General features: G+C 66.9%; 17 protein-coding genes and 1 pseudogene. 11 read left to right on the forward strand and 7 right to left on the reverse strand.

The genetic code is table 11. The features are described from left to right. Nucleotides 1-83: 83 nt before the first annotated feature. From BLR57_RS19745 to BLR57_RS14110, 3 genes and pseudogenes are all read right to left on the reverse strand, one after another. The gene (locus tag BLR57_RS19745) at nt 84-365 is read right to left on the reverse strand and encodes a hypothetical protein (RefSeq protein ID WP_244510042.1); all 282 of its coding nucleotides are present in this window, start codon (nt 363-365) and stop codon (nt 84-86) included. A 510-nt stretch (nt 366-875) separates the two neighbouring features. Next, nucleotides 876-1,100, reverse strand: a pseudogene (locus BLR57_RS19985) (HNH endonuclease); the annotation flags it as partial. A gap of 387 nt (nt 1,101-1,487) precedes the next feature. After that, the gene (locus tag BLR57_RS14110) at nt 1,488-2,489 is read right to left on the reverse strand and encodes a sensor histidine kinase (RefSeq protein WP_089698621.1); all 1,002 of its coding nucleotides are present in this window, start codon (nt 2,487-2,489) and stop codon (nt 1,488-1,490) included. A gap of 137 nt (nt 2,490-2,626) precedes the next feature. Here BLR57_RS14110 and BLR57_RS14115 point away from each other — a divergent pair, with 137 nt between their 5' ends. From BLR57_RS14115 to BLR57_RS14125, 3 genes are all read left to right on the forward strand, one after another. After that, the gene (locus tag BLR57_RS14115) at nt 2,627-3,133 is read left to right on the forward strand and encodes a hypothetical protein (RefSeq protein WP_089698622.1); all 507 of its coding nucleotides are present in this window, start codon (nt 2,627-2,629) and stop codon (nt 3,131-3,133) included. 3 nt (nt 3,134-3,136) lie between these two features. After that, on the forward strand, nt 3,137-5,044 hold the full coding sequence (locus BLR57_RS14120) for a hypothetical protein (protein ID WP_089698625.1): 1,908 nt from the start codon (nt 3,137-3,139) through the stop codon (nt 5,042-5,044). Nucleotides 5,045-5,388: 344 nt separating this feature from the next. Then, on the forward strand, nt 5,389-5,805 hold the full coding sequence (locus BLR57_RS14125) for a type IV pilin domain-containing protein (protein ID WP_089698626.1): 417 nt from the start codon (nt 5,389-5,391) through the stop codon (nt 5,803-5,805). A 365-nt stretch (nt 5,806-6,170) separates the two neighbouring features. Here the strand turns inward: BLR57_RS14125 and BLR57_RS14130 are convergent, their stop codons facing one another. Both BLR57_RS14130 and BLR57_RS14135 read right to left on the reverse strand, forming a co-directional pair. After that, complete coding sequence (locus BLR57_RS14130) at nt 6,171-7,847, reverse strand: histidine kinase N-terminal 7TM domain-containing protein (RefSeq protein ID WP_089698628.1); 1,677 nt, start codon at nt 7,845-7,847, stop codon at nt 6,171-6,173. 135 nt (nt 7,848-7,982) lie between these two features. Beyond that, nucleotides 7,983-8,813, reverse strand: coding sequence for a UbiA family prenyltransferase (locus BLR57_RS14135; RefSeq protein WP_244510044.1), 831 nt, complete (start codon nt 8,811-8,813; stop codon nt 7,983-7,985). Between the two features lie 360 nt (nt 8,814-9,173). Here BLR57_RS14135 and BLR57_RS14140 point away from each other — a divergent pair, with 360 nt between their 5' ends. Next, nucleotides 9,174-10,115 (forward strand): ROK family protein, encoded by a 942-nt coding sequence (locus BLR57_RS14140; RefSeq protein WP_089698632.1) that lies wholly within the window; start codon nt 9,174-9,176, stop codon nt 10,113-10,115. A 42-nt stretch (nt 10,116-10,157) separates the two neighbouring features. Here BLR57_RS14140 and BLR57_RS19640 read toward each other — a convergent pair whose 3' ends face one another. After that, nucleotides 10,158-10,571: a hypothetical protein gene (locus BLR57_RS19640; protein WP_211603278.1), complete on the reverse strand. Its 414-nt coding sequence runs from the start codon at nt 10,569-10,571 to the stop codon at nt 10,158-10,160. A gap of 18 nt (nt 10,572-10,589) precedes the next feature. Beyond that, nucleotides 10,590-11,552, reverse strand: coding sequence for a DUF6498-containing protein (locus BLR57_RS14145; protein WP_211603281.1), 963 nt, complete (start codon nt 11,550-11,552; stop codon nt 10,590-10,592). A gap of 107 nt (nt 11,553-11,659) precedes the next feature. Here BLR57_RS14145 and BLR57_RS14150 point away from each other — a divergent pair, with 107 nt between their 5' ends. The 7 genes from BLR57_RS14150 (at nt 11,660) to BLR57_RS14180 (ending at nt 20,203) form a co-directional block, all read left to right on the forward strand. Beyond that, nucleotides 11,660-13,459, forward strand: coding sequence for a DUF7408 domain-containing protein (locus BLR57_RS14150; RefSeq protein ID WP_089698633.1), 1,800 nt, complete (start codon nt 11,660-11,662; stop codon nt 13,457-13,459). Further along, the gene (locus tag BLR57_RS14155; RefSeq protein WP_089698635.1) at nt 13,459-15,885 is read left to right on the forward strand and encodes a vWA domain-containing protein; all 2,427 of its coding nucleotides are present in this window, start codon (nt 13,459-13,461) and stop codon (nt 15,883-15,885) included. Before BLR57_RS14150 ends, BLR57_RS14155 begins: the two co-directional genes overlap by 1 nt. Further along, complete coding sequence (locus tag BLR57_RS14160) at nt 15,882-16,520, forward strand: hypothetical protein (RefSeq protein ID WP_089698637.1); 639 nt, start codon at nt 15,882-15,884, stop codon at nt 16,518-16,520. The genes BLR57_RS14155 and BLR57_RS14160 overlap by 4 nt, the downstream gene beginning before the upstream one ends. Then, complete coding sequence (locus BLR57_RS14165; protein ID WP_139173366.1) at nt 16,517-17,428, forward strand: DUF7502 family protein; 912 nt, start codon at nt 16,517-16,519, stop codon at nt 17,426-17,428. Before BLR57_RS14160 ends, BLR57_RS14165 begins: the two co-directional genes overlap by 4 nt. Next, nucleotides 17,421-18,389, forward strand: a complete 969-nt coding sequence (locus BLR57_RS14170) for an AAA family ATPase (RefSeq protein WP_089698642.1) — start codon at nt 17,421-17,423, stop codon at nt 18,387-18,389. The genes BLR57_RS14165 and BLR57_RS14170 overlap by 8 nt, the downstream gene beginning before the upstream one ends. Beyond that, nucleotides 18,386-19,243: a DUF58 domain-containing protein gene (locus BLR57_RS14175; RefSeq protein WP_089698645.1), complete on the forward strand. Its 858-nt coding sequence runs from the start codon at nt 18,386-18,388 to the stop codon at nt 19,241-19,243. The genes BLR57_RS14170 and BLR57_RS14175 overlap by 4 nt, the downstream gene beginning before the upstream one ends. 78 nt (nt 19,244-19,321) lie before the next feature. Further along, on the forward strand, nt 19,322-20,203 hold the full coding sequence (locus tag BLR57_RS14180; protein WP_089698647.1) for a universal stress protein: 882 nt from the start codon (nt 19,322-19,324) through the stop codon (nt 20,201-20,203). The last annotated feature ends 3 nt before the right edge of the window (nt 20,204-20,206 follow it).

Genomic DNA, 20,206 nt, shown 5'->3' on the forward strand with positions numbered 1-20,206 from the left:
GACAACACCCCAAAATGTCTGTTTCACCTCGGCGTTGACCCCCGAACTACTCGCTTTGTATCTTCTGTAGACACCTCACTGACTCACAGTGCGACGAGCGGCACTCCAACGTGGAGGAATAGCCCCACGAGCACCACGAGCGTCCGTTCTTCGAGTAGATATTCAATTGTCCCGCCGAAACCAGTGACAGGTACAATCCCTTCTGCAGGGATGTGCTGTGGCATCGCCCTCCAGAGTACACTCCCAACACCCGAAGCGACTGCCCATACGAACGCAGTTGCCACGAGCGAGCCCACGGTTCCAATCGCGGCGAGTAACACAGTCGCCGCGATGACCTCCTGCGTAGAGAGGCTAAAAACGCGCATACTCGCTTCGATGAATCCTGCGTTGACACTCGCTGAGAACACGGTACAGACAATGAAAAGTAGTAGGGCAGCCAGACGAACTGTCCATTGGAACCATCCACGAGACTGGACCACAACTCGTTCGAACTGTGTTACAGGACCACGAGGGACAGCAACCGCAGCCGGCGGATCCGACGCTGACGGCAGCATCGGTGCCTCCGGAATTCGACTGAGTACCTCCCGTCCTGAGAGCAACTCTGTCGAGAGTAACGAGGGAACCACCAACGTCTGGTGAGCCCCACAGACGACCCCAGCACAGGGCTTACACAGTGGAACTGGTGTGGACGACGAGCGAAGAAAAGACGCAGGGACGCCGACAATCGACTCGCTCGATCCGGTCGTCTCACACCGAGCACACTGTCTGTAGTCGGGATGCAGCGTCGCAACGCGTTCGTCTGCACTGACTGCCGGGAACGGTGGGGCGACGGACAGCGCGTCTGCGAACTCCAGATTCGAGGGATGCTGTACAGCGTGACACGGTATACACAGCGTGATCAGGTTTGACAGCGTGTCTGGGCCACCCTGCGAGCGCGGGACGATGTGGTGTGCTTGGAGTGTCCGGTCACGATTCCCGCAACGCTGACACTGAAACCGGTCACGATGGAGCACACGCCGACGGAGTTCGTCCCAGTCATCTCCGTAGCCATCCCACGTTGTTTCGTCTTTCGCTCGCACCCAGTTACCCATCCAGGTCATGATTTGGATTCGAACACTGTAAAACACCTCTGAAACACCAGATTTCAGCCAGAATGAGAATCCAAGAGGCCAACAAATCGAAGGAACTGTGGTGAGATGTGCCTTCGAGACATCCCCCGTGAGATGAGTGCGTGCATTCGCCCCTCGACACTCTCCCACTCACGCTCACACTACACCAACTACTGTCGGTAGGAAGACCGTTGGTATAGGTGGATTATACAGACTTTGACAAAGACTAGAATCAAAGCAATGGCACACCTCACACCCTTTCGAACCACCGGTTACAATCCGCGATATCTTCAGTGAAGACCGTCGTACCGGACGTGAATAGAACGAGTTGTAGGACTGGTGGCACTTAGTGAGTGCGTGCAGCCGCTCCCCGAGTAGTCACTGACTGTCGCCAGCACGGAATTCGAACCGACAGCCGCCCTCGGGACTCTCAGAGAGCGAGACGGTCAGGTCGTGGGCCTCGGCGATACGCTCGACGATGGCGAGTCCGACGCCGTCACCGCTGTAGCTCGTGGTGAAGCCGTGGTCGAACACCTGCTCTCTGTCTTCCGGCGGGATTCCCGTCCCGGTGTCTTCGACGTAGAAGCCGTCGGCAAGCGGACCCACGCGGATGGCGACGTCCGAGCCGCCGTGGCCGACAGCGTTGCGAAACAGGTTCTCGAAGAGTGCCTGCAGCTGGCTGTAGTCACCGACGAACTCGGACGCGTCGGTGGAGAGTGTGGCCGACCGGGTGTCGGTCGTCTCCCACGCGTCGCGGGCGACGTCGGCGAGCGAGACGGGGTCGTGATCCACGTCAGCCTGGTCTCGGTGGCCGAGCACGGTGAGGTCGGTCGTGAGCTCCTCGATACGCTCGAGTGCCGTCTCGACGTCGTCGAGATGTGCCTCGTCGCCGGTCTCGTGAAACAGGTCCAGTCGGCCGTGGGCGACGTTGAGATGGTTCCGTAGGTCGTGAGACAGCATACTGGCGAACTGCTCGAGATGCTGGGCTTGCTGCTCGGCTCCTGTCGTGGCGTGTCGGTCGTCGGTGACGACCTGCGTGGCCACCACCGCGTGTGACTTGCCGTTGACGTCCACCGGACGGGTTTCGACGTGGTGGGTCTCGCCGAGGAAGACCGCGTCGAACGACCGGCCCTCGCCGTCGAGCGTCGCCGCGAGGTTCGACTCGAGTCGCTCGGCGGTCTCCGCGGGGAACACTTCTTCGAGCCGTTTTCCGATCACGTTATCGACGCTCCATCCACAGAGACGGCGGGAGGAGGGACCGACGGCCTGAAACCGGAGATCGGTGTCGACGAGTGCTAAGACCCCGTTGGGGAAGTGATCGACGAGGAGCTGGACCGATCCGGGGGGTAATGATGACTGTGGATTATGAACGTCGCTCACACCGCGGCTTCGAGCGGCTCATGTATAGCAATTGTGCTAAGGGAACTCACAACAAGCCCCCACTCGGTTGGGAGCGACGCGGGCCGACACTGTCGCAACCAGCATTCTTTTCACACAGACACCGCCACAGAGAAGCAATGAACCGGCCCAGAACGGTCGTCCTCTCCACCCTCTTCGTCTTCCTCTGCGTCTCGGTGGTGAGCGGGCCGCTCGTCGGCGGGGTCGACCTCACGCCCCAGCGGACGGACGCGCGGTTTCCGGGGGTCGACGCCGAGACGGGAACCCTCAGCGTCTCGGACACCGCGGTTCCGGCCGAAGGCTACCGACTCGAACGGGGTGTCGCCGGGTCGGGAGTCTACACGCTCTCGGTTCCGGCGGCGACGGTGGAGGTCGAATCGATCACCGGGACGGTGACGGTCATCTACCAGCTGGAGATTCGCGAGATTGGGTACGCCAGCCAGTCGCTGTACACACTCGACGCGAACAGCCCGGAGACGGTCACGCTCGCGGTCAGCCAGCAGTCTATCGAGGCCGACAAGATCGAACAGGAAGAGTACGCTGCGACGGCGACGGTCTCCGTCCGGTCGAATGGGACCACGCGCGTCCTCGAGACGGCGAACGTGACTGTCGACGTCGAGGAGTGACCGATGGCTCGCACACCTCTCTCCGACGATGGCTCTGAGACGACCAGCACTCGGCTCTTCCGGGCCGTCTTCGGCGACGAGTACGGACTGCTGCTCTTCCTCGGAGCATTCGCCTTCTTCGGACTCTCGTGGCGACTCGGGGTGCTCGTCAACGACAACTACACCCTGGCGAACGCGCTCTACAACCTCGCGAACGGCCATCTCGCGGTCGTCGACGTCGTCTACGGGCCGGAGTCGGGTGCGACGCCCGGCATGGTGAGCAGCAACGGCACGCGGTACGGGCGGAACTACGGACAGCTCGTCGTGAGCCTCCCCGTCGTCTACGCGCTCCGCGGACTCGCGCTCGTCGCAGACCTCCGGCTCGTCGTCGTCGGGCTGTGGAGTGCGAGCCTCCTCGGCTTCGGCTGGCTGGCGGGCCGGGTGGTCGGCCGCGAGACGCTCGGTGCTGTCGTCGGCTCGACGGTCGCGCTCGTGGCGTTCGGATTCAACGTCGCCGTCGCGACCGACCTCCCGACGCGGTGGGCCAGCCTCCTCGCCCTCCAAATCACCTCGATGGCTGCGGCCGCACTCACGGCGGTGCTACTGTACCGGCTCCTCACGCGCCTTCACGACCGGCGGGTCGGAATCGCAGCGGGTGCCGCCGTCGCGCTCGCGACGCCCGTGGGCTTCTGGGCGACGGTTCCGAAACGACACACGTACGTCGCGATGTTGGTCCTCGCGACGGTCTACGGCTTCTACCGGAGCCGAGCCGCTGTCGAACCCGCCGAGGCACGTCGGTTCCGGGCACTCACCTACGCCGTCGTCGGGCTGACCGCGTGGGTCCAGGCGGCCGAGGCGTTCGTCCTCTTCGTCGCCCTGGTCGTCGTCGACCTCGCAACGGCGGCGTCGAACTCGCGTCGGGACCTCGGCGTCGTCGGTGTCGCGTTCGGGCTGTCGCTGCTGCCGTTCATGCTCACGAACCTCCTCGTCGCGGGCAACCCGTTCCAGCCGCCGCGCTTGCTCCCTCGGTTCCAACCGGGCGACAGCGTCTCGGCGACAGGGAACCACGGATTGGGGGTCGACCCCAGCGGCGGCAGTGACGGCGGACAGGCGGCCGGAGAGGGGTCGTCGACGGGCTGGCGACGCGTCGTCGGTCTCGTCGAACGCTCGACACTCGAAGCCGTCTCGCAGGTCGGCCGACTCGGCGGCTATCTCGGACAGGGGATCGGGGCGGCACTCGAAGCGGACCGCCTCTACCGGGTCTTCGTCCGCGGTGGCTACCTCGAAAGTGTCGCGAGCAGAGACGGTGGCCGCGCAATCAACCTCTCGGTCCTCGAATCCGCGCCGCTGTTCGCCGCCCTGGTGGTGCTCCCGCGGGCGGTGCTCGCCTGGATTCGAGACCACCGCTCGACCGGCCGCCGCGACGCCGTCGTCGCGACCGACTGGTTCGTCGCGGTGTTCTCGCTCCTCTTCACCGTCTTCTACATCCACCGGCTACCCCTTCATGCGATGATCACCGTCCGGTATCTCGTCCCGATGATGCCACTTCTCGTCTACGGCGTCGCCCGCCTCGCCGCCGTCAGAGACCTCCTCGAGTCGCCGTGGACGGTCGGCTTCGCCTACGGGCTGACGGTGCTCGTCGGCTCCCAGCTCCTGCTCGCCGTCTTCGTCGTCGAAGACGTCACCCTCGGCGAGGCAGTCCAGGTGCACGCGTGGCTCAATCTCGCCGCCGCGGGCGGGCTGGCCGCGTGGCTCGTCTTCGAGAAGCGTCTGCCGGACCGTGTCGCACCGGTTGGCTCGGGACTCCTCGGCGTCGTCGCGGGGGTGACGACGAACTTCCTCCTCCTCTCGGGGCTGTTCTACTTCGCGCTCCCCGACGGGTTCGTCCTCCCGGTCGTCGAGACCGTCAACGAACTGACGACGTGGCTGTGACCGCCGAGTCGGCGACTGAGTGGTCTCCCGACTGGGTCGTCGGGAATACATAAACCTTCGCGGTGGTAACATTTGAGTGACACGAGCGGCAGGGGCGAGGCCGTCCCACGAAATCGCCGTAAGAGTCGTGTCTCCCGTTCGCTCGGTCGGGACCACTACCGCGAGTTACTGTCTGCCCCGCAAACTTTATTTATTTCAGTAGCGTCCAGTTCAACTGAACACGCCTTACAGGAAAACCGGGTAGAAACGGGCGCGGAGTGGCCGTCGAATCCGGTCACTGTCCGTTTTGTTTCGCTGTCGGTCTCACTGGCCGACCAGTTCACTGGAGGTGTGGAGAGAACAACATGAAATTCAACAACCTATTCAACACAGACGACCGCGCTGTCTCCCCTGTTATCGGGGTCATCCTCATGGTCGCGATTACAGTCATTCTGGCAGCCGTCATCGGTACGTTCGTCCTCGGGCTGGGCGATTCGGTGAGCGACACGTCGCCGCAGGCAAGCCTGTCGTTCGACTACACAGCAGATGCTGCCGACAGTACGATTGAAGTCACTCACAGCGGTGGTGACGCAATCCCCGAATCTGCGACGCTCACGCTGAACAGTGACGTTGCCGCGCTCGATACTACAGACGAACTCGGTAGTGAGCTGACGGTTGGTGACACGAGAACGGTTGGCATCGACGCAGAACTTGAAACGGGTGACACACTCAACGTCATCGTCGGCGACCGCATCGTCGCGTCGTGGACCTACCAGGGCTAAGCCCACACAACTGAACTTCGATTTTTCGCGCAGACGACGCTACTGAGTTACATCGTTACTCAACACTCTTGAGACCCCACGAGCGACCTCTCCAATACTAAGTCGCTTGCAAAATCAGAGCCGCACAGCTCACGGAGTCAGTCAATCAGCGTCAAATCGCAAACGAGAGGGATGTCCGACCGGTGTCGGGAGGCACCGGTCGGACGGGCTGTGGGGCGTACAGCTGGCGAGAAAAGCGCCAGCCGTACGTCGGCCGAGGTGCGGGCGTGTGCGTCGTGTGACGCACATGAGAGCTTCGCGCGGTCTCACTTGTCAATCTTTTCACTCTGCGACCCGTTTCGCGAGGTGAACCACAGTCCCGAGGGCTACGGTCCCGACGAGGGGGGCGGGAGGCGTGGGACGCCGACGGTGACGACGGTGCCGCGTGACTCCGGCGTCGCGAACTCGACCCAGCCGTCGGCAATCTCGACGCCCCACTGGACGAGCCACAGTCCGAGCCCGCTGCCGTGGTCCAGCGGTGTCTCGGTGCCGTCGCGCAACACGCGCAGTTCGTAGTCCTCGATGCCGGGCCCGTCGTCGGCGACTTCGACGATGACGCGGTCGGCCGTCGTCGTCACCGTGATGGAGACGTGTGGCTCGGGGGCGGGGTTGTGTTCGACCGCGTTCTCGACGAGGTTGGTGAAGACGACGTCGAGCAGACCGGCGACGAACACGTCGTCGGCAACGTCCGGAACCGAGATGGTGGCCGCTGGCGACGCCGTGCGAACCGTCGAGACCGCTCGGTCGAGCACGCTGGCGAGCGGTCGCGGCGTCCGTCCGGCCGTGCTTTTGTCGAACAGTTCGATGGCGTCGCGCCCCTTCTTGCCGAGTTCCTCGATGCGGAGCGCGCGCTTTTTGACGATCTCCGCGTCCTCGTCGTCCGCGAACCGGTCGACGTAGCCGTGGATGAGGTTGGTCTCCGTCCGGATGTTGTGCCGGAGGACGCGGTTCAACACGGTGAGCCGCTGTTGCTGGCGGAGATGTTCGCCGATGTCGTGGAAGGTGACGACCCGGCCGATGGTGTCGCCTCTGACGTTCGTGATGGGCGTCACCGTGACGTCGTAGGGCTGTCCACCGGCGGTGTCGCCGACGAGCAGATGACCGGGAAGCGACCCCTCGTCGGGGAACTGCTCGTAGTCGGGGATGACGTCGGCGGCCGGGGCACCCAACAGCGTCGGTGCGGCGGTGCCGAGGAGGTCGACGCAGCTGTCGTTGACCTCGACGACGTAGCCGTTCATGTCGACGACGAGCGCGCCGTCTTGCATCCGGTCGAAGAGGAACTTCCGGGCGCGTTTGTTCGGCGCGGGGCTGGTCCCGAAGAGTCGAAACCGCGTGAGCGCGCCCAGATACGCCACGCCGGAGACGGAGAACGCGACCGGCGTCGGGTCGATGCCGGAGGTCGCGAAGACGTCGGCGAGAAACAGGACGTTTGTCAGCCACGGCACCGACAGTCCCAGGATGAGCGCGGTGCTCTGCCCGCGGAACGTCACAGCGTCGCTCGTCAACAGCCCGAGAAGCGGGATGATGCCGCCCAGTCCGAGCAGGTAGGTGTAGGCCGCGATGACCCAGTACCACGGGCCGCCCTGGGTGACGAGAAAGACGCCGGTCCGACCGAAGCCCAGGGGGCGGGCGTACAGCAGGTCGTGATACGGCGTCGTCAACGCGAGGACGACCGTGATGGCGGGGACGACGGCGAGAAGTGCCACGTACCGGGGCCGGATATACTCGTCTCGGCCGGTGTATTCGAGCGAGAACAGCAGCCACGCGACCGGGATGATCACGACGCCCGGCCACGCGAGGTCGGTCCAGAGCAGCTTCGCGTCAATCGTCGTCGCCTGGAGCCGGAAGATGAGACACGTCGACCACCAGCTCTGTCCGAGCAGGAGCGCGACCAGCGGTTTCGCACCCGGTTCCGAGCGGACGCGCCACGCAAGAATTGTGGCTGCCGTGCCGACCGCGACGGACAGAAACAGCAGCCCATAGAGGATCGTTACGGAGACCACGAGTGTGATGGATTCTTTGCTCCCGCTATATGAAACATCCGCCCAATCACGTCGACCAAACGCCAGAAACGGCCGTTCGTGACTCTCAGACGACAAATTCGGGGACTAGGTGAAAAAACGGAGGAGTCGGGTCGGCTACAGCAGTGCGAGATAGACCGCGATGACGACGAGATGCTTCGCTTCACCGGCGACCGAGAGCCGGCCGTAGCTCGTCGTCCGGCCGATACGGGAGGCCAGTACCAGCGCGTAGGCCAGCCCGACCAGGACCGCGACGGCCAGTGCCGTCGAGATGATACCGACGACGTACGCGCCGCCGACGAAGGCGACGAGCGCGACGTCGACGCCGTAGAGGAGCTGTCGCGTTCGGGTCACACCGAAGGCGACGGGCAGCGTCGACACGCCGATAGCGGCGTCACCCTCCATGTCGGCGATGTTGGGTATCTCCGTGTTGACGAAGGTGTCGACGAGGAAGTAGACGAAGACGACGATTGCGGCCGGAGTGATGGCAGCCTCGGCGAACGCCATCGGCAGGAGGACGACCGCGATGGCCCACGCGAGCGCGACGATGAAGGAGTTGACGACGAGGACGTCTTTCAGCCGCTTGAAGTACGAGCCGACCGTCGGGAGCCAGTCGGTCGCGTAGACGACCCAGAACGCGCCGGGGAGCAGCGTGATGGCCAGCGCGAGCGGGCCACCGAGGACGGAGATCGCGATGGCGAGTCCGTAGGACGCCGCCGACAGGACGGAGAGGACGCTCCGGTGTCGGCGGACGAACGCACATTTGTCGGCCTTGTTCGGGTCGACTGCCTCGTCGGTGTCGACGTCGGTGATGCGGTCACCCACGTAGACGGCGAACGTCACGAGACCGACTACGAGCGGTGCCGGACTCAACGGCAGCGACAGTGCGAGCATCGCGGTGGCGACTTCCACCATCGCGATGACGACGAGATACAGCGAGCTATACATGAGAACCGCACGGAACCGCTCGATAGAATCGAGAAGCGGTCTGGTTAGATGTCTGTGCGTCGGTAGTTCGGCGTCCACTGGCGTGGACAGGTTTCGAGGGTCGTTTGACATGTTCTCTCTCTGGTGGCCGCACGGCCGTCGTGACAGCCACCAGAGTAGTCTTCGACCCCACTCTCCTCAAATTATAGTTAAATGCGCAGACATAAAACCCGTCGTCGTACGGGTCACCACCCCGTGAGAAGGTGGCGGCCGACTGTCACCGACCGAGTCGGCTGGAGTACGAACACTGAACTGACTACGTCCGGTCGAGGCGGATGATGAGTACCGAACGCCACCTCACAGCGTCGTCACGAGTCCGGTATGGCATCTGACCCTGTCGCCGTCGTCGACGTCGGCAGCACGACCGTCCGGTACGGCCGCGTCTCTGAAGCCAACCTCGTCGACGTCGACACCGAACCCACTCGCCCGAGAGACCTCCCCGCACAGCTCGTCGGCGTCGTCAGGCGACTCCGAGAGCGCGCCGACGGCGGCGGGAACCTCAGTCGCGTCGCCATCTCCACGACCGGGTTGGTCGACCACGAACGCGGCGTCGTCACCGAGTTCGACACCGCCGACGGCGACACGCTGCACGACATCCCCCTCGCCGAAGTCATCGAAGCCGAACTCGGGCTTCCCACGACCGTCGAGAACGACTGCACTGCGGCCGCACTCGGCGAGGCGATCTTTGGCGACGGCCGGGGCTACGGGACGGTCGTCCACGTCACCGTCGGCACCGGCATCGGCGCGGGCGTCGTCGTCGACGGCGAGCCGCTGCGCGGCGAGCGGGGCTACGCCGCCGAGGTCGGCCTGATTCCGGTCGTCGCCGACGGCGACCTCGCGAGCACCGGCGTCCGCGGCGCGTGGGAGGCGTACTGCGGGGGCCGCGGTATCCCGCGGTTCGCCGAGCGGCTGCTCGCCGACGCTGACGACGGGCGCGAGTCGGTCCTCCGCGCGGGCGACGAACTCACCGCGCCGGACGTGTTCACCGCCGCAGCCGACGGCGACGCGGTCGCTCGGGACTGTCTCGACCGCGTCGCACGCTACAACGCCGCTGGTGTCGGAGCTGTGCTCAACGCGTTCGACCCCGGCATCGTCACCGTCGGCGGCTCCGTCGCGCGCAACAACCCCGAGTGGTTTTTCGGCGGTCTCGACCGCTATCTCGGTGACTACGCGCTCGCCGACCCGCCCGAGGTCAGGCTGACGGGTCTCGGTGCCGACATCGAACTCTACGGGGCCGCAGCGGCAGCCGGATACACGCTGTAGGCCGCGAAGAACGCCGTAGGCTGTCAAGAACGGCGTCGCCGCCTAGATCCGCGAGAGACCGCTCGCGACGAGGATGCCGACGAGGAGGAGGAAGAACGGCCCGAGCAGGAGCGTGACGCCGAGTGCCTGGCCCTGACTCACGCTCGGAAGCGCGTAGAGACCGAGCGGGACGGCGAGGAAACAGCCACTGAGCACCGCAGCGACGGCCACGACTCGCCGGTCGGTCTCGGGGCGGCTCGTGTCGACGACCGGAAGATCGAGTCGGTCGACGGCGCGGTCGAGGTCGGTGACAGGACCCAGTTGGACGGCCGAGCGGCCGCCGCTTTCGACGTCTGACAGCGTGAGCGTCCCCGTCCCGAGCAGTCGGTCGGCGACGCGGTTTTCGACGTCGACGTCGTGGAGTCGGCGCACGGGCGTTGCCCACTGCGGTTCGTCGAGCAGTCGGTCGTAGGCCACGAGATAGTCGCCGCGGCGTTAGTACTGGAGCGCCCCGAACCGGAGATAGCGCGCTGCGAGCTTCACGCCAGCGATGAGACAGAGCGCGAGACCCGCGGCCACGACGACGGGCGTCCCGAAGACGAACCAGCCCAGCACGAACACGAAGCCCGCGAGGTAGCCCGGCCGACTCATAAGTCCGGCGGCGACGGGTGCGGTCCCGCCGAGGAGCACGGCGCGCGTGTCGGTGTCGACGCGGACATCGGGTTCGACGTCGGGCGCGTCGACCGTCGGCGGCGGCTCGGCGGTGTCGCGCGGCCCGAGGAGCCACCGGCCGAGCCGACCGGGCGAGTGGGCGGTGTGTTCGACGAGGAAGCCGTAGCCGTCCGAGAGGAGCTTCACTGCGACGACGGCGACGAGCAGCGCGCGGCCGCCTGCCCCGCTGTTGGCGACGGGGACGAGACACAGAAGCAGGAGCAGCTGCCGGGCAGGTGTCGCCGCGAGCATCCGCGCGGAGACGTCGCGATACTCCTCGCGGCCGAGATAGTCGGCCCGGAACTCGACGAGGCGGGCGACGACGAGTCCGAGCGCGCTCGCGACGAAGCCGGCGGAGACGACGCTGGCCGGGTCCACGGAGAGCCACAGTGCGAGGACGACGCCGTAGGCGACCAACACGACACCCGAGACGCCGAGGACGCCGATGGCGAAGGGAACGTTCCGGACGTAGACGGGCGGCCAGTCGGCTCGGACGTGGACCCCGCCGCGCTTGGCGGTAAGTTCCGAGAGCGGCTGGAGCCGCGCGCTGGCGTCCGTCGATGCACGCTCCGCGAACAACAGCTTGCCGCCCGTGAGTACTGTCGTGACGACGGCCTCGAACCAGTAGAGCGCGAGCAGGGCGGCGAGGTTCCACCCCCAGACGGCGACGCCGACGAGCGGGAGGAGGTTGCCGACGACGACTGCGAGACCGATGGCCGGAGTCGTGAGCGAGCGAGGACGCTTCATCGGGATATTTGGAAGGAGTCACTGCCGGTCCGTCAACCCTTCTACTGACAACGCGTAGTCATGGTTCGGCGTAAACTCCAAATGTCATTGGGACCACACAGCTGACAGTGGTTCTCGACAACGTCCTCCTCTCTCCGCTCGGTCTCCTCGCTCTCCTGGCGACGCTGCCGTTGATTCTGCTGTATCTCATCCGTCCCGACCCCGCGGAGCGCGACCTCCCGACGATGCGGTTTCTGACCGACGACCGCGGCGAGGACGCCTCGACGCCCGTCTTCGAGCGGCTGAGTCGCAGCCTCCTCCTCCTGATTCAGCTCGCGGCCATCGTCCTGCTGGCAACGTCGCTGGCGACGCCCTACACGCTCGTCTCGGAGTCCTCGACCGTCCAAGAGACGGTCGTCGTCGTCGACGGCAGCGCGAGCATGGCGACCGATTCGGGAGGTTCCACCCGCTTCGACCGCGCCGTCGCCGCCGCCGGCGACGCCCCCACCTCCGTCACGTCGGTCGTCTTCGTCGCCCGGCAGGGCGAGGTCGTCCTGCGCGACGGGACGCCCGAACAGGCGCGGGGCGCGCTCGACGACCTCAGCGTGACCGATGTCTCGGGTGACCTCCGCGACGGCATCGCCCAGGCCTCCGCCGTCGCCGGCGAGGAGGCCCGCATCGTCGTCTACAGCGACTTCGCGGACGACGGCGGCTGGGAGGAGGCCGTCGAAGCTGCCCGCGCCCGCGGCCTGCTCGTCGACCTCCGGCAGTTCGACGGCGGCGGTGCGGACAACGTCGGCATCGTCGACCGCTCCTTCACCGGCAGGGAGGTCACGGTGACGGTCAAGAACTTCGGGGACAGCGAGGCCGAGCGGACCCTCTCGCTGGGCGGCCAGCGCGAGTCGCTGACGCTCGGCGCGGGCGACGTGGTGACGCGGACGCTCGCCGTGCCCGCAGGCGGGGGAACCGTCGCGCTCTCGCCCGGCGACTCCTTCCCGACCGACGACACCGCGGCTGTCGCCGCCCCCGAGGACGCGACGGTCGACGTGTTGCTCTTGACGAACGACCGCAACCGGTATCTCGCGACCGCGCTGTCGGTGATTCCCGAGGTCGAGTTGACCGTCGAGTCGCCGCCAGCGAACGTCGAGGGGACCTACGACGTCGTCGTCTACAGCAACATCCAGGAGGGCCGGCTGCTCCGCGGCAACGTCGCCGACGGCGAAGCGGCACTCGCGAACGGCGGCGGCGTGGTGGTGCAAGCCCAAGAAGGGATGCCGAACCGGTACGTCGAACTGCTCCCCGTCGAGGTCAGCGACGCGGTCGACGGCGGCTCCGTCGGCGCGGTCGCCAACGACGAACTCACCCGCGACATCAGCTACCCGCCGCCGGAGCGACATCTCGTCGCCGAGACAGCCGACGGCACCCGGACGCTCGTGGGGCTGACCGACGGCTCGCCGCTCGTCGCCACCGCCGAGCGCGACGGCGGCCGCGTGCTCTACTACGGCTATCTCGAAGACGCCTCGTCGTTCAAGTTCAACTACCAGTATCCGGTCTTCTGGAAGCGCGCCGTCTTCTATCTGGCCGGTCGCGACCCGCTGCCGACACTCAACCGACCCACCGGCGACCAGCTGCGGTTCGCCGAGGAACGGACCGTCCGCACCCCGAGCGGAACGGTGACCGCGCGGATGGTCTCGATGGACGAACAGGGCTTCTACGAGGTCGACGGCCGGCGGTATGGGGCGGCACTCCTCAGCGAGTCCGAGTCGGCCGTCGCCACCGACCCGCTCGACGAACGGACCGAGGGGTCGGTCCGCAGCCGCGAGGAGGACCGACAGGTGCCCGACCCCCTCACCGAGTGGGTCGCACTCGGCGCGCTCGGCGTCGTCGTGGTCGAACTCGGCTATCTCCGTCGACGGGGTGACCTGTGATGTTCCTCCAGACCGGGCCGCTCGACGGCTTCCTCGACCAACTGCTCGGCGGGTCGCTCATCAGAGTCTTCGACAGCTGGTCGGTCGTCGTCGACGGGCTGACGCTCGGGCTCGAACGGCCGCTGTTTCTCGTCGCGCTGCCGCTCGCCCTGCTTGCGGTCTGGTGGGTCGTCTACCGCGGGGCCGACGGGACGGCGACGCCGAAGATGCGTCGGCTCCTGACCGTCTCGCGCGTGCTCGTCGTCTGCTGTCTCGTCGTCGCCGCCGCCGGACCCTACACCGTCGAACGGGCGGAGACGACGGGCGAACCGCGGGTGACGCTGCTCGTCGACGAGTCCGACAGCATGGCCGTCATGCCCGACACGGCCGACAGGCTCGCAAACGACATCGAGAGCCAGGGCGTCCCCGTCACGCGGGCGACCATCGGACAGGGCGCGCGTTCGCCGCTCGGCGACGGGGTCGCGGCCAACCTCCGGGAGAACGGGACGGTCGTCGTCGTCAGCGACGGCCACGTCACCGACGGCCGGAGTCTCGCCGACGCGGGCGAACTGGCGACCTCGCTGAACGCGACCGTCGCGTCGGTCGACCTCACGGCCCGCGACACCGAGCGCGCCGTCTCGGTTGCGGGTCCGGCGAAGACCAGCGCGGGCGTCGAAAACAGCTTCCTCGCGACCGTCGACGGCGTGAACGTCGGCGACGACGCTCGCCTCGTGGTCACCGTCGACGACGAGACGATCCTCGACGAGCCGGTGCCCGAGAGCGGCCGCATCGAGTTCAGCGCGACGTTCGAGGAGACGGGGTCGCACCGCGTGACCGCCCAACTCTCCGGCGGCGACCGCTTCGCCGAGAACGACGTCTTCCGCAAGACCGTCCGGGTCGTCGAGCAGCCGAAGGTGCTCTACGTGTCGCGGCGCGACTACCCGTTCGGCCGGTATCTGGACAACCTCTACGACGTCGAGCGCGCCGAGGCGGTCCCCGAGGACCTCAGTCCGTACTACGCCGTCGTCGTGCAGGACGTCGCGGCCGACGACCTCGGCAACGTCGACGCGCTCCAGGAGTTCACCATCGACGGCGGCGGCCTGCTCGTCGTCGGCGGCGAGAACTCCTTCGAGAACGGCGGCTACCAGGGGTCGTCGGTCGCCTCGATGCTCCCGGTCACCATCGGCGAGAGCGTCGGCGGCAGCGCGAACCTCGTGCTCGCCATCGACGTCTCGGGGAGCGCGGAGTCGGGGATGCGTGTCCAGAAGGCCGTCTCGCTCGACGCGCTCGACCAGCTCGGCGACGAGAACAGCGTCGGCGTCGTCGCGTTCAACCACGACGCCTACGCCGTCGCCGACCTCGCGCCGCTGTCGACGAACCGCGAGACGGTGGCCGACCGCATCCGACGGCTCCAGAGCGGCGGCGGCACCGACCTCGCCGCGGGCGTCCTCGGTGCCGAGGAGATGCTGGGCGACGAGCGCGGCACGATCATCCTCATCAGCGACGGCCGCGGCCCGGTCGGCCCGCCGACGGCCGCCGCCCAACGGCTCGGCGGACAGGGTATCCGAATCATCGCCGTCGGCACCGGCAACCCCCGCGAGTCGACGCTCCAGCGTATCGCCGAGGCCTCCGGCGGCAGCTACTTCCGCGCGACCGACACCAACCGGCTCCGACTGCTCTTCGGCGGCTCCTCGCGACGCTACGAGGGCGACGCCCTCACCGTCGTCGACCGCAACTCCTTCGTGACGACGGGCGTCGAACTGACCGCGAACCCGCCGCGGAACAACGACGTGTCGATCCGCAGTGGTGCGGACTACCTCGTCGCATCGAGTTCCGGCCGTCCGGCGGTCGCCTCGTGGCGCTACGGACTCGGCCGCGTCGTCACCATCACCGCCTACGACGACCAGGGGACGCTCGACGGGCTGCTCACCGCGCCGGACTCGCTGTTACTCACGAAGTCGGCGAACTACGTCATCGGCGACCCCGAGCGCAAGGCGACAGACGTCGCCGAGGCCGCCGACACCCGCGTCGGCCGGGCGACGACGGTCACCTACCGCGGGTCGGAGCCGCCCGAGGCCGACGGCGTCGCGCTCCGCCAGGTCGCGCCCGACACCTACCGCGCGACGGTGACGCCGACGGAGGCCGGCTACGCCTCGCTGTTCGGTGCGGAGTACGCGGTCAACTACCGGAGCGAGTACGCCGCCTTCGGCCAGAGTCCGGCGTTGACCGACCTCGTGCGGACGACCGGCGGCGAGGAGTTCCAGCCGAATCAGGCGGCGGCCATCGCCGACTTCGCCCGCGAGCAGTCGACGCGGGTCCGCGACGTCGAGCGCGGCTGGGACTGGACGTTCCTCGTGGCGGGACTGTTCGTCTACCTGATTGAAGTGCTCGGCCGACGTATCCGTGTCTACACCGGCCGCACCTCCAGCGACGGTGGTCTGCAATGAGCTATCTCGGCAACTCCATCAACCTCGCACTCGTGGTCCTCGTCGTCGTCGCCGTCGCGGGGACTGCCGGAGCCTCGCTGTTCTACCAGCACTCCACGGCACAGCTCGAACAACAGAACGAACGCCTCCGGTCGTCGAACGCCGACCTCCGCGAGGATCTCTCGACGACCGAGGCGGACCTCTCGGAGACGCGAGCGCGACTCCAGCAGGTCAACAGTAGCCTCCAGGCCGCCGAGGGCGACGTGGGACAGGTCTCCACGACGCTCGAACAGACCGAGAAGGAACTCTCAGAGACCATCAACGAACTCTCACAGACCCAAGAACAGCTGGACGAGACGGAGGCCAATCTCGAAGAGAGCCGCCGGAACCTCCGGCAGGCGCGCAGCGACCTCGACACCGCCGAGGAGGAGGTCGAAGACCTGGAGGACGAGGTCCGGACGCTCGAACGCGAGCGCGACAACCTCGAAGACGAGGTCCAGACGCTGACGCGGGAACGCGACGACCTGCGCGACCGGGTCGACCGCCAGCAGCAGGAGATCGACCGGCTCGAACAGGAGATCGACAACCTGGAGACGGATCTCCGGCGCGTCTGTAACAGCATCCAGGGCGAGCAGCCACGGGAGTGTCAGTCGTGAGCGGCGACAGCGACACGAACGTCGCCACCAACGGCGACGTGAGCGGGCCAGCAACTCGAACTGACGCGACCGAAGGGCGACGCGAGGTCGCCCGCGCGCTCCGTGAAATCCGCCGCGAGGGCTACAAGGTTGCCGTCGTCTACGGCGTCGTCGACGCCGCGTTGGCGACGTTGCTGACGACGCTCCTCGTCCGGCTCGTCGGCCCGGCGTGGCTCGGCGGGTCGGTCCCCCTCGCACGGTTCGCGCCGCCGTCGCTCGGGCTGCCGAACGTCGCGCTCCCGATTCCCATCCTCGTCGGCGTCGGCGTCGGCCTGTTGGTGCTCGTCGCCGAGGTCCTGCTTCGAGTCCGGCGGCCGCTCGTCGAGCAGTTCGAGACCGCCAACCCGGCCGTCGAAGAGATGTTGCGGACCGCCCGCGACGCCGTCGCCGCCGACCGCGACACCCGGATGGCCGGGCGGCTCTACCGGGACGTCCTCGCCGCGCTACGGGAGACGTCGAGTCTCGGGCTCGTCGACCTGCGGCGGCTGACCGTGACGCTCGCGGTCGTCGTCGTCCTCAGCGTCGCCAGCATCCAGGTGGCCGTCGTCGACCTCCAGTTCGGGGGCGACGAGCCGGGACCGACGGGACCGACGGACGAGCCGACGTTCGACGGTCTCCGCGACGGCGACGAGGTGCTCGGCGACCCGGAAGACGTCTCCGCCGGTGACGAGGACCTCGACGCCGAGATCGGTGGGAGCGGCGACGGCGACGCCCCGCCCGGCGGCGCGCCGTCGGCGTACGACTCGGCGGGGCTTCCCTCGGGGGACCTCGACAGCCAGCAGGCTGGCTTCAGCAGTGGCGAGCGGCTCGAAGACGCCGAACTGATTCGCGACTACACTCTCCAACTCCGGAACGAAACCGATGTCTGACGACAGCACGCGCGGCGTTGCCGCGACCGACGACGAGATCGCACGGCTCCAAGACCGCCTTCAGGACGTCCGCCAGGAGGTGAAAAAGCGCATCATCGGCCAAGACGAGGTGATCGAACAGCTGCTCGTCTGTATGCTCTGTGACGGCAACGCCCTCTTGGAGTCGAACCCCGGTCTCGGCAAGACCTCGATGATCCGCGCGCTCGCGGAGGTCATCGAACTGGAGTTCTCACGCATCCAGAACACACCCGACCTGATGCCCTCGGACATCACGGGGACCGAGATCATCCGCGAGTCCGAAGGCGGCCGGGAGTTCGTCTTCGAGCGGGGACCCATCTTCGCCAACGTCGTCCTCGCCGACGAGATCAACCGCGCGACGCCGAAGACGCAGGCCGCGCTGCTCGAAGCGATGCAGGAGAAACAGGTGACGGCGGCGGGCGAGACCTACCGGCTGCCCGAGCCGTTCTTCGTCTTGGCGACGCAGAACCCCATCGACCAGGAGGGAACCTACCCCCTCCCCGAGGCACAGACCGACCGCTTCCTCCTGAAGATCGTCCTCGACTACCCCAGCTACGAGGAGGAACGCGAGATCGTCCAGCTCTACACCGAGGGGACGGCGACGCCGGCGGTCGAACAGGTCGTCTCTCGCGACGAACTCAGGACGATGCAGTCGCTCGTCCGCGAGGTGCCCATCGCCAGCGACATCCGCGACCGGGCCATCACGCTCGTCCGGAAGACCCGCGACTCGCCGGACATCGAGTACGGCGCGAGTCCGCGGGCGAGCATGGCACTCGTCTTGGCCGGGAAGGCCCGTGCGTTCCTGCGTGGCCGGAGCCACGTGGGGTGGGATGACATCGAGGCGATGGCGACGCCCGTGCTCAGACACCGTATCCTCGTCGACTTCCGTGCCGAACGCGAGGGGCTGACGCCCGAGGACGCCATCGCGTCGCTGGTCGAATGATCGACCCGGCCTTCTTCGACGAACTCGACCGGTTCCGGTCGGCGCTCAAACGCCAGAGCGCGTCGGTCCAGCAGGGCGAACAGCGCTCGAAGCACGTCGGCGAAGGGCTGACGTTCAGCGACTACCGGCGGTACGTCCGCGGTGACGACACCCGGCTCATCGACTGGAAGCTCTACGCCCGGACGGGCGAATACTTCATCAAGCAGTTCGAGGCCGAGCGCAGCCTGACGGTCCACGTCCTCGTCGACGCGAGCGGCTCGATGGACTACGGCGAGGGGGAGACGAACAAGTTCGAGTACGCCGCCAAACTTGGCCTCGGCTTCGCCTACCTCACGGCCGAGGAGCAGAACGACTTCCAGTTCTCGCTGTTCGACGAGACGGTCGACCGACTCGACACCGGCCGGTCGAACCGCGGCGAACTCTTGCGGCTCGTCGACCACCTGAACGAGACCGAGCCGAGCGGCGAGGGCGACATCGCGGCCGCCCTCGACAGTTACGGCGCGCGCATCCGGAGTCGGTCGCTCGTCGTCGTCCTCAGCGACTGCCTCTCGGACCCGGACGCGCTGGCGTCCGGATTGGCCGGGCTGGGCCGCAGCAGCGTCGTCGTCGGCACCGTCCTGACGCCCGACGAACTCCGGCCGGAGCCGACCGGCGACACGCTGTTTCGCGACCCGGAGACGACGCGGACCCTCCGGACCTACTTCGGCGGCGCGAAGACCAAGTCCTACCGCGAGCGGCTGGAGACGCACGTCTCGGCGGTCGAAGAGCGGTGTCGACGGCTGCGTGCGGACCACACGCTCGTCGACACCGGCGAGGACTTCTTCGACTCGTTCGGCGCGGTCTGGGTCGGCTGAGCCGACCGGTCGGTCGCGGCCGGACGGGCGACCGGCTGGCCCCCACCGTTTTTGTGGGTTGCGAGAGACAGTTCAGTTATGTTCGACGACTTACTGTTCCCCACGGACGGCAGCGACGGAACCGAACGCGCACTCGACCACGTCCTCGACATCGCGACGGCACATGACGCGACCCTGCACGTGCTCAACGTCGCGGACGTGACGCGCGACAGCGTCGCGCAGATTCAAGGCGAGGTCATCGACGCGCTGGTCGACGAGGGTGAGAACACGGTCCAGCAGGTCGTCGACCGCGCCGAAGCGCGCGATATCCCCACCACCACGGCCGTCGAACAGGGCGAACCCTACCCGACCATCGTCGAGTACGCGTCGTCCAACGACGTCGACCTCGTCGTCATGCCGACCCACGGCCGGAAGGGGCTGAGCCGACTGCTCCTCGGCAGTACGACCGAACGGGTCGTCCGCGAGTCGGACGTGCCCGTCCTCACCATCGGTCCCGACGACACCGACCTGTCGTATCCCTACGAAGACATCCTCGTCCCGACTGACGGCAGCAAGTCGGCCATGGAGGCACTGACACTGGGTATCGACCTCACCGCCGTCGACGACGGGACGCTGCATCTGCTGTCGGTCGCCGAGGTGACCGAGTTCGGCGTCGGCGCGCCCGGCGAGATACAGCTGAAGATATTCGAGGAGGAGGCGGCCGAGACGGTCGAGGCGGCCGCCGAGGTCGCGACGGAGGCGGGCGTCGAACGCGTGACCGAGACCGCCGAAGCGGGTATCTCGGTCCACCGTGCCATCCTCTCGTACGTCGAGAAGAACGACGTCGACGTCATCGTCGCGGGGACGCACGGCCGGACCGGCTTCGACCGGTATATGCTCGGCAGTGTGACCGAGAAGCTGGTCCGAACCGCACCCGTGCCGGTGTTGACGGTTCGACAGAAACCGGACGACGAGGAGTAGCCG

The sequence above is a fragment of the Halogranum gelatinilyticum genome, assembly GCF_900103715.1.
GTDB lineage: Archaea > Halobacteriota > Halobacteria > Halobacteriales > Haloferacaceae > Halogranum > Halogranum gelatinilyticum.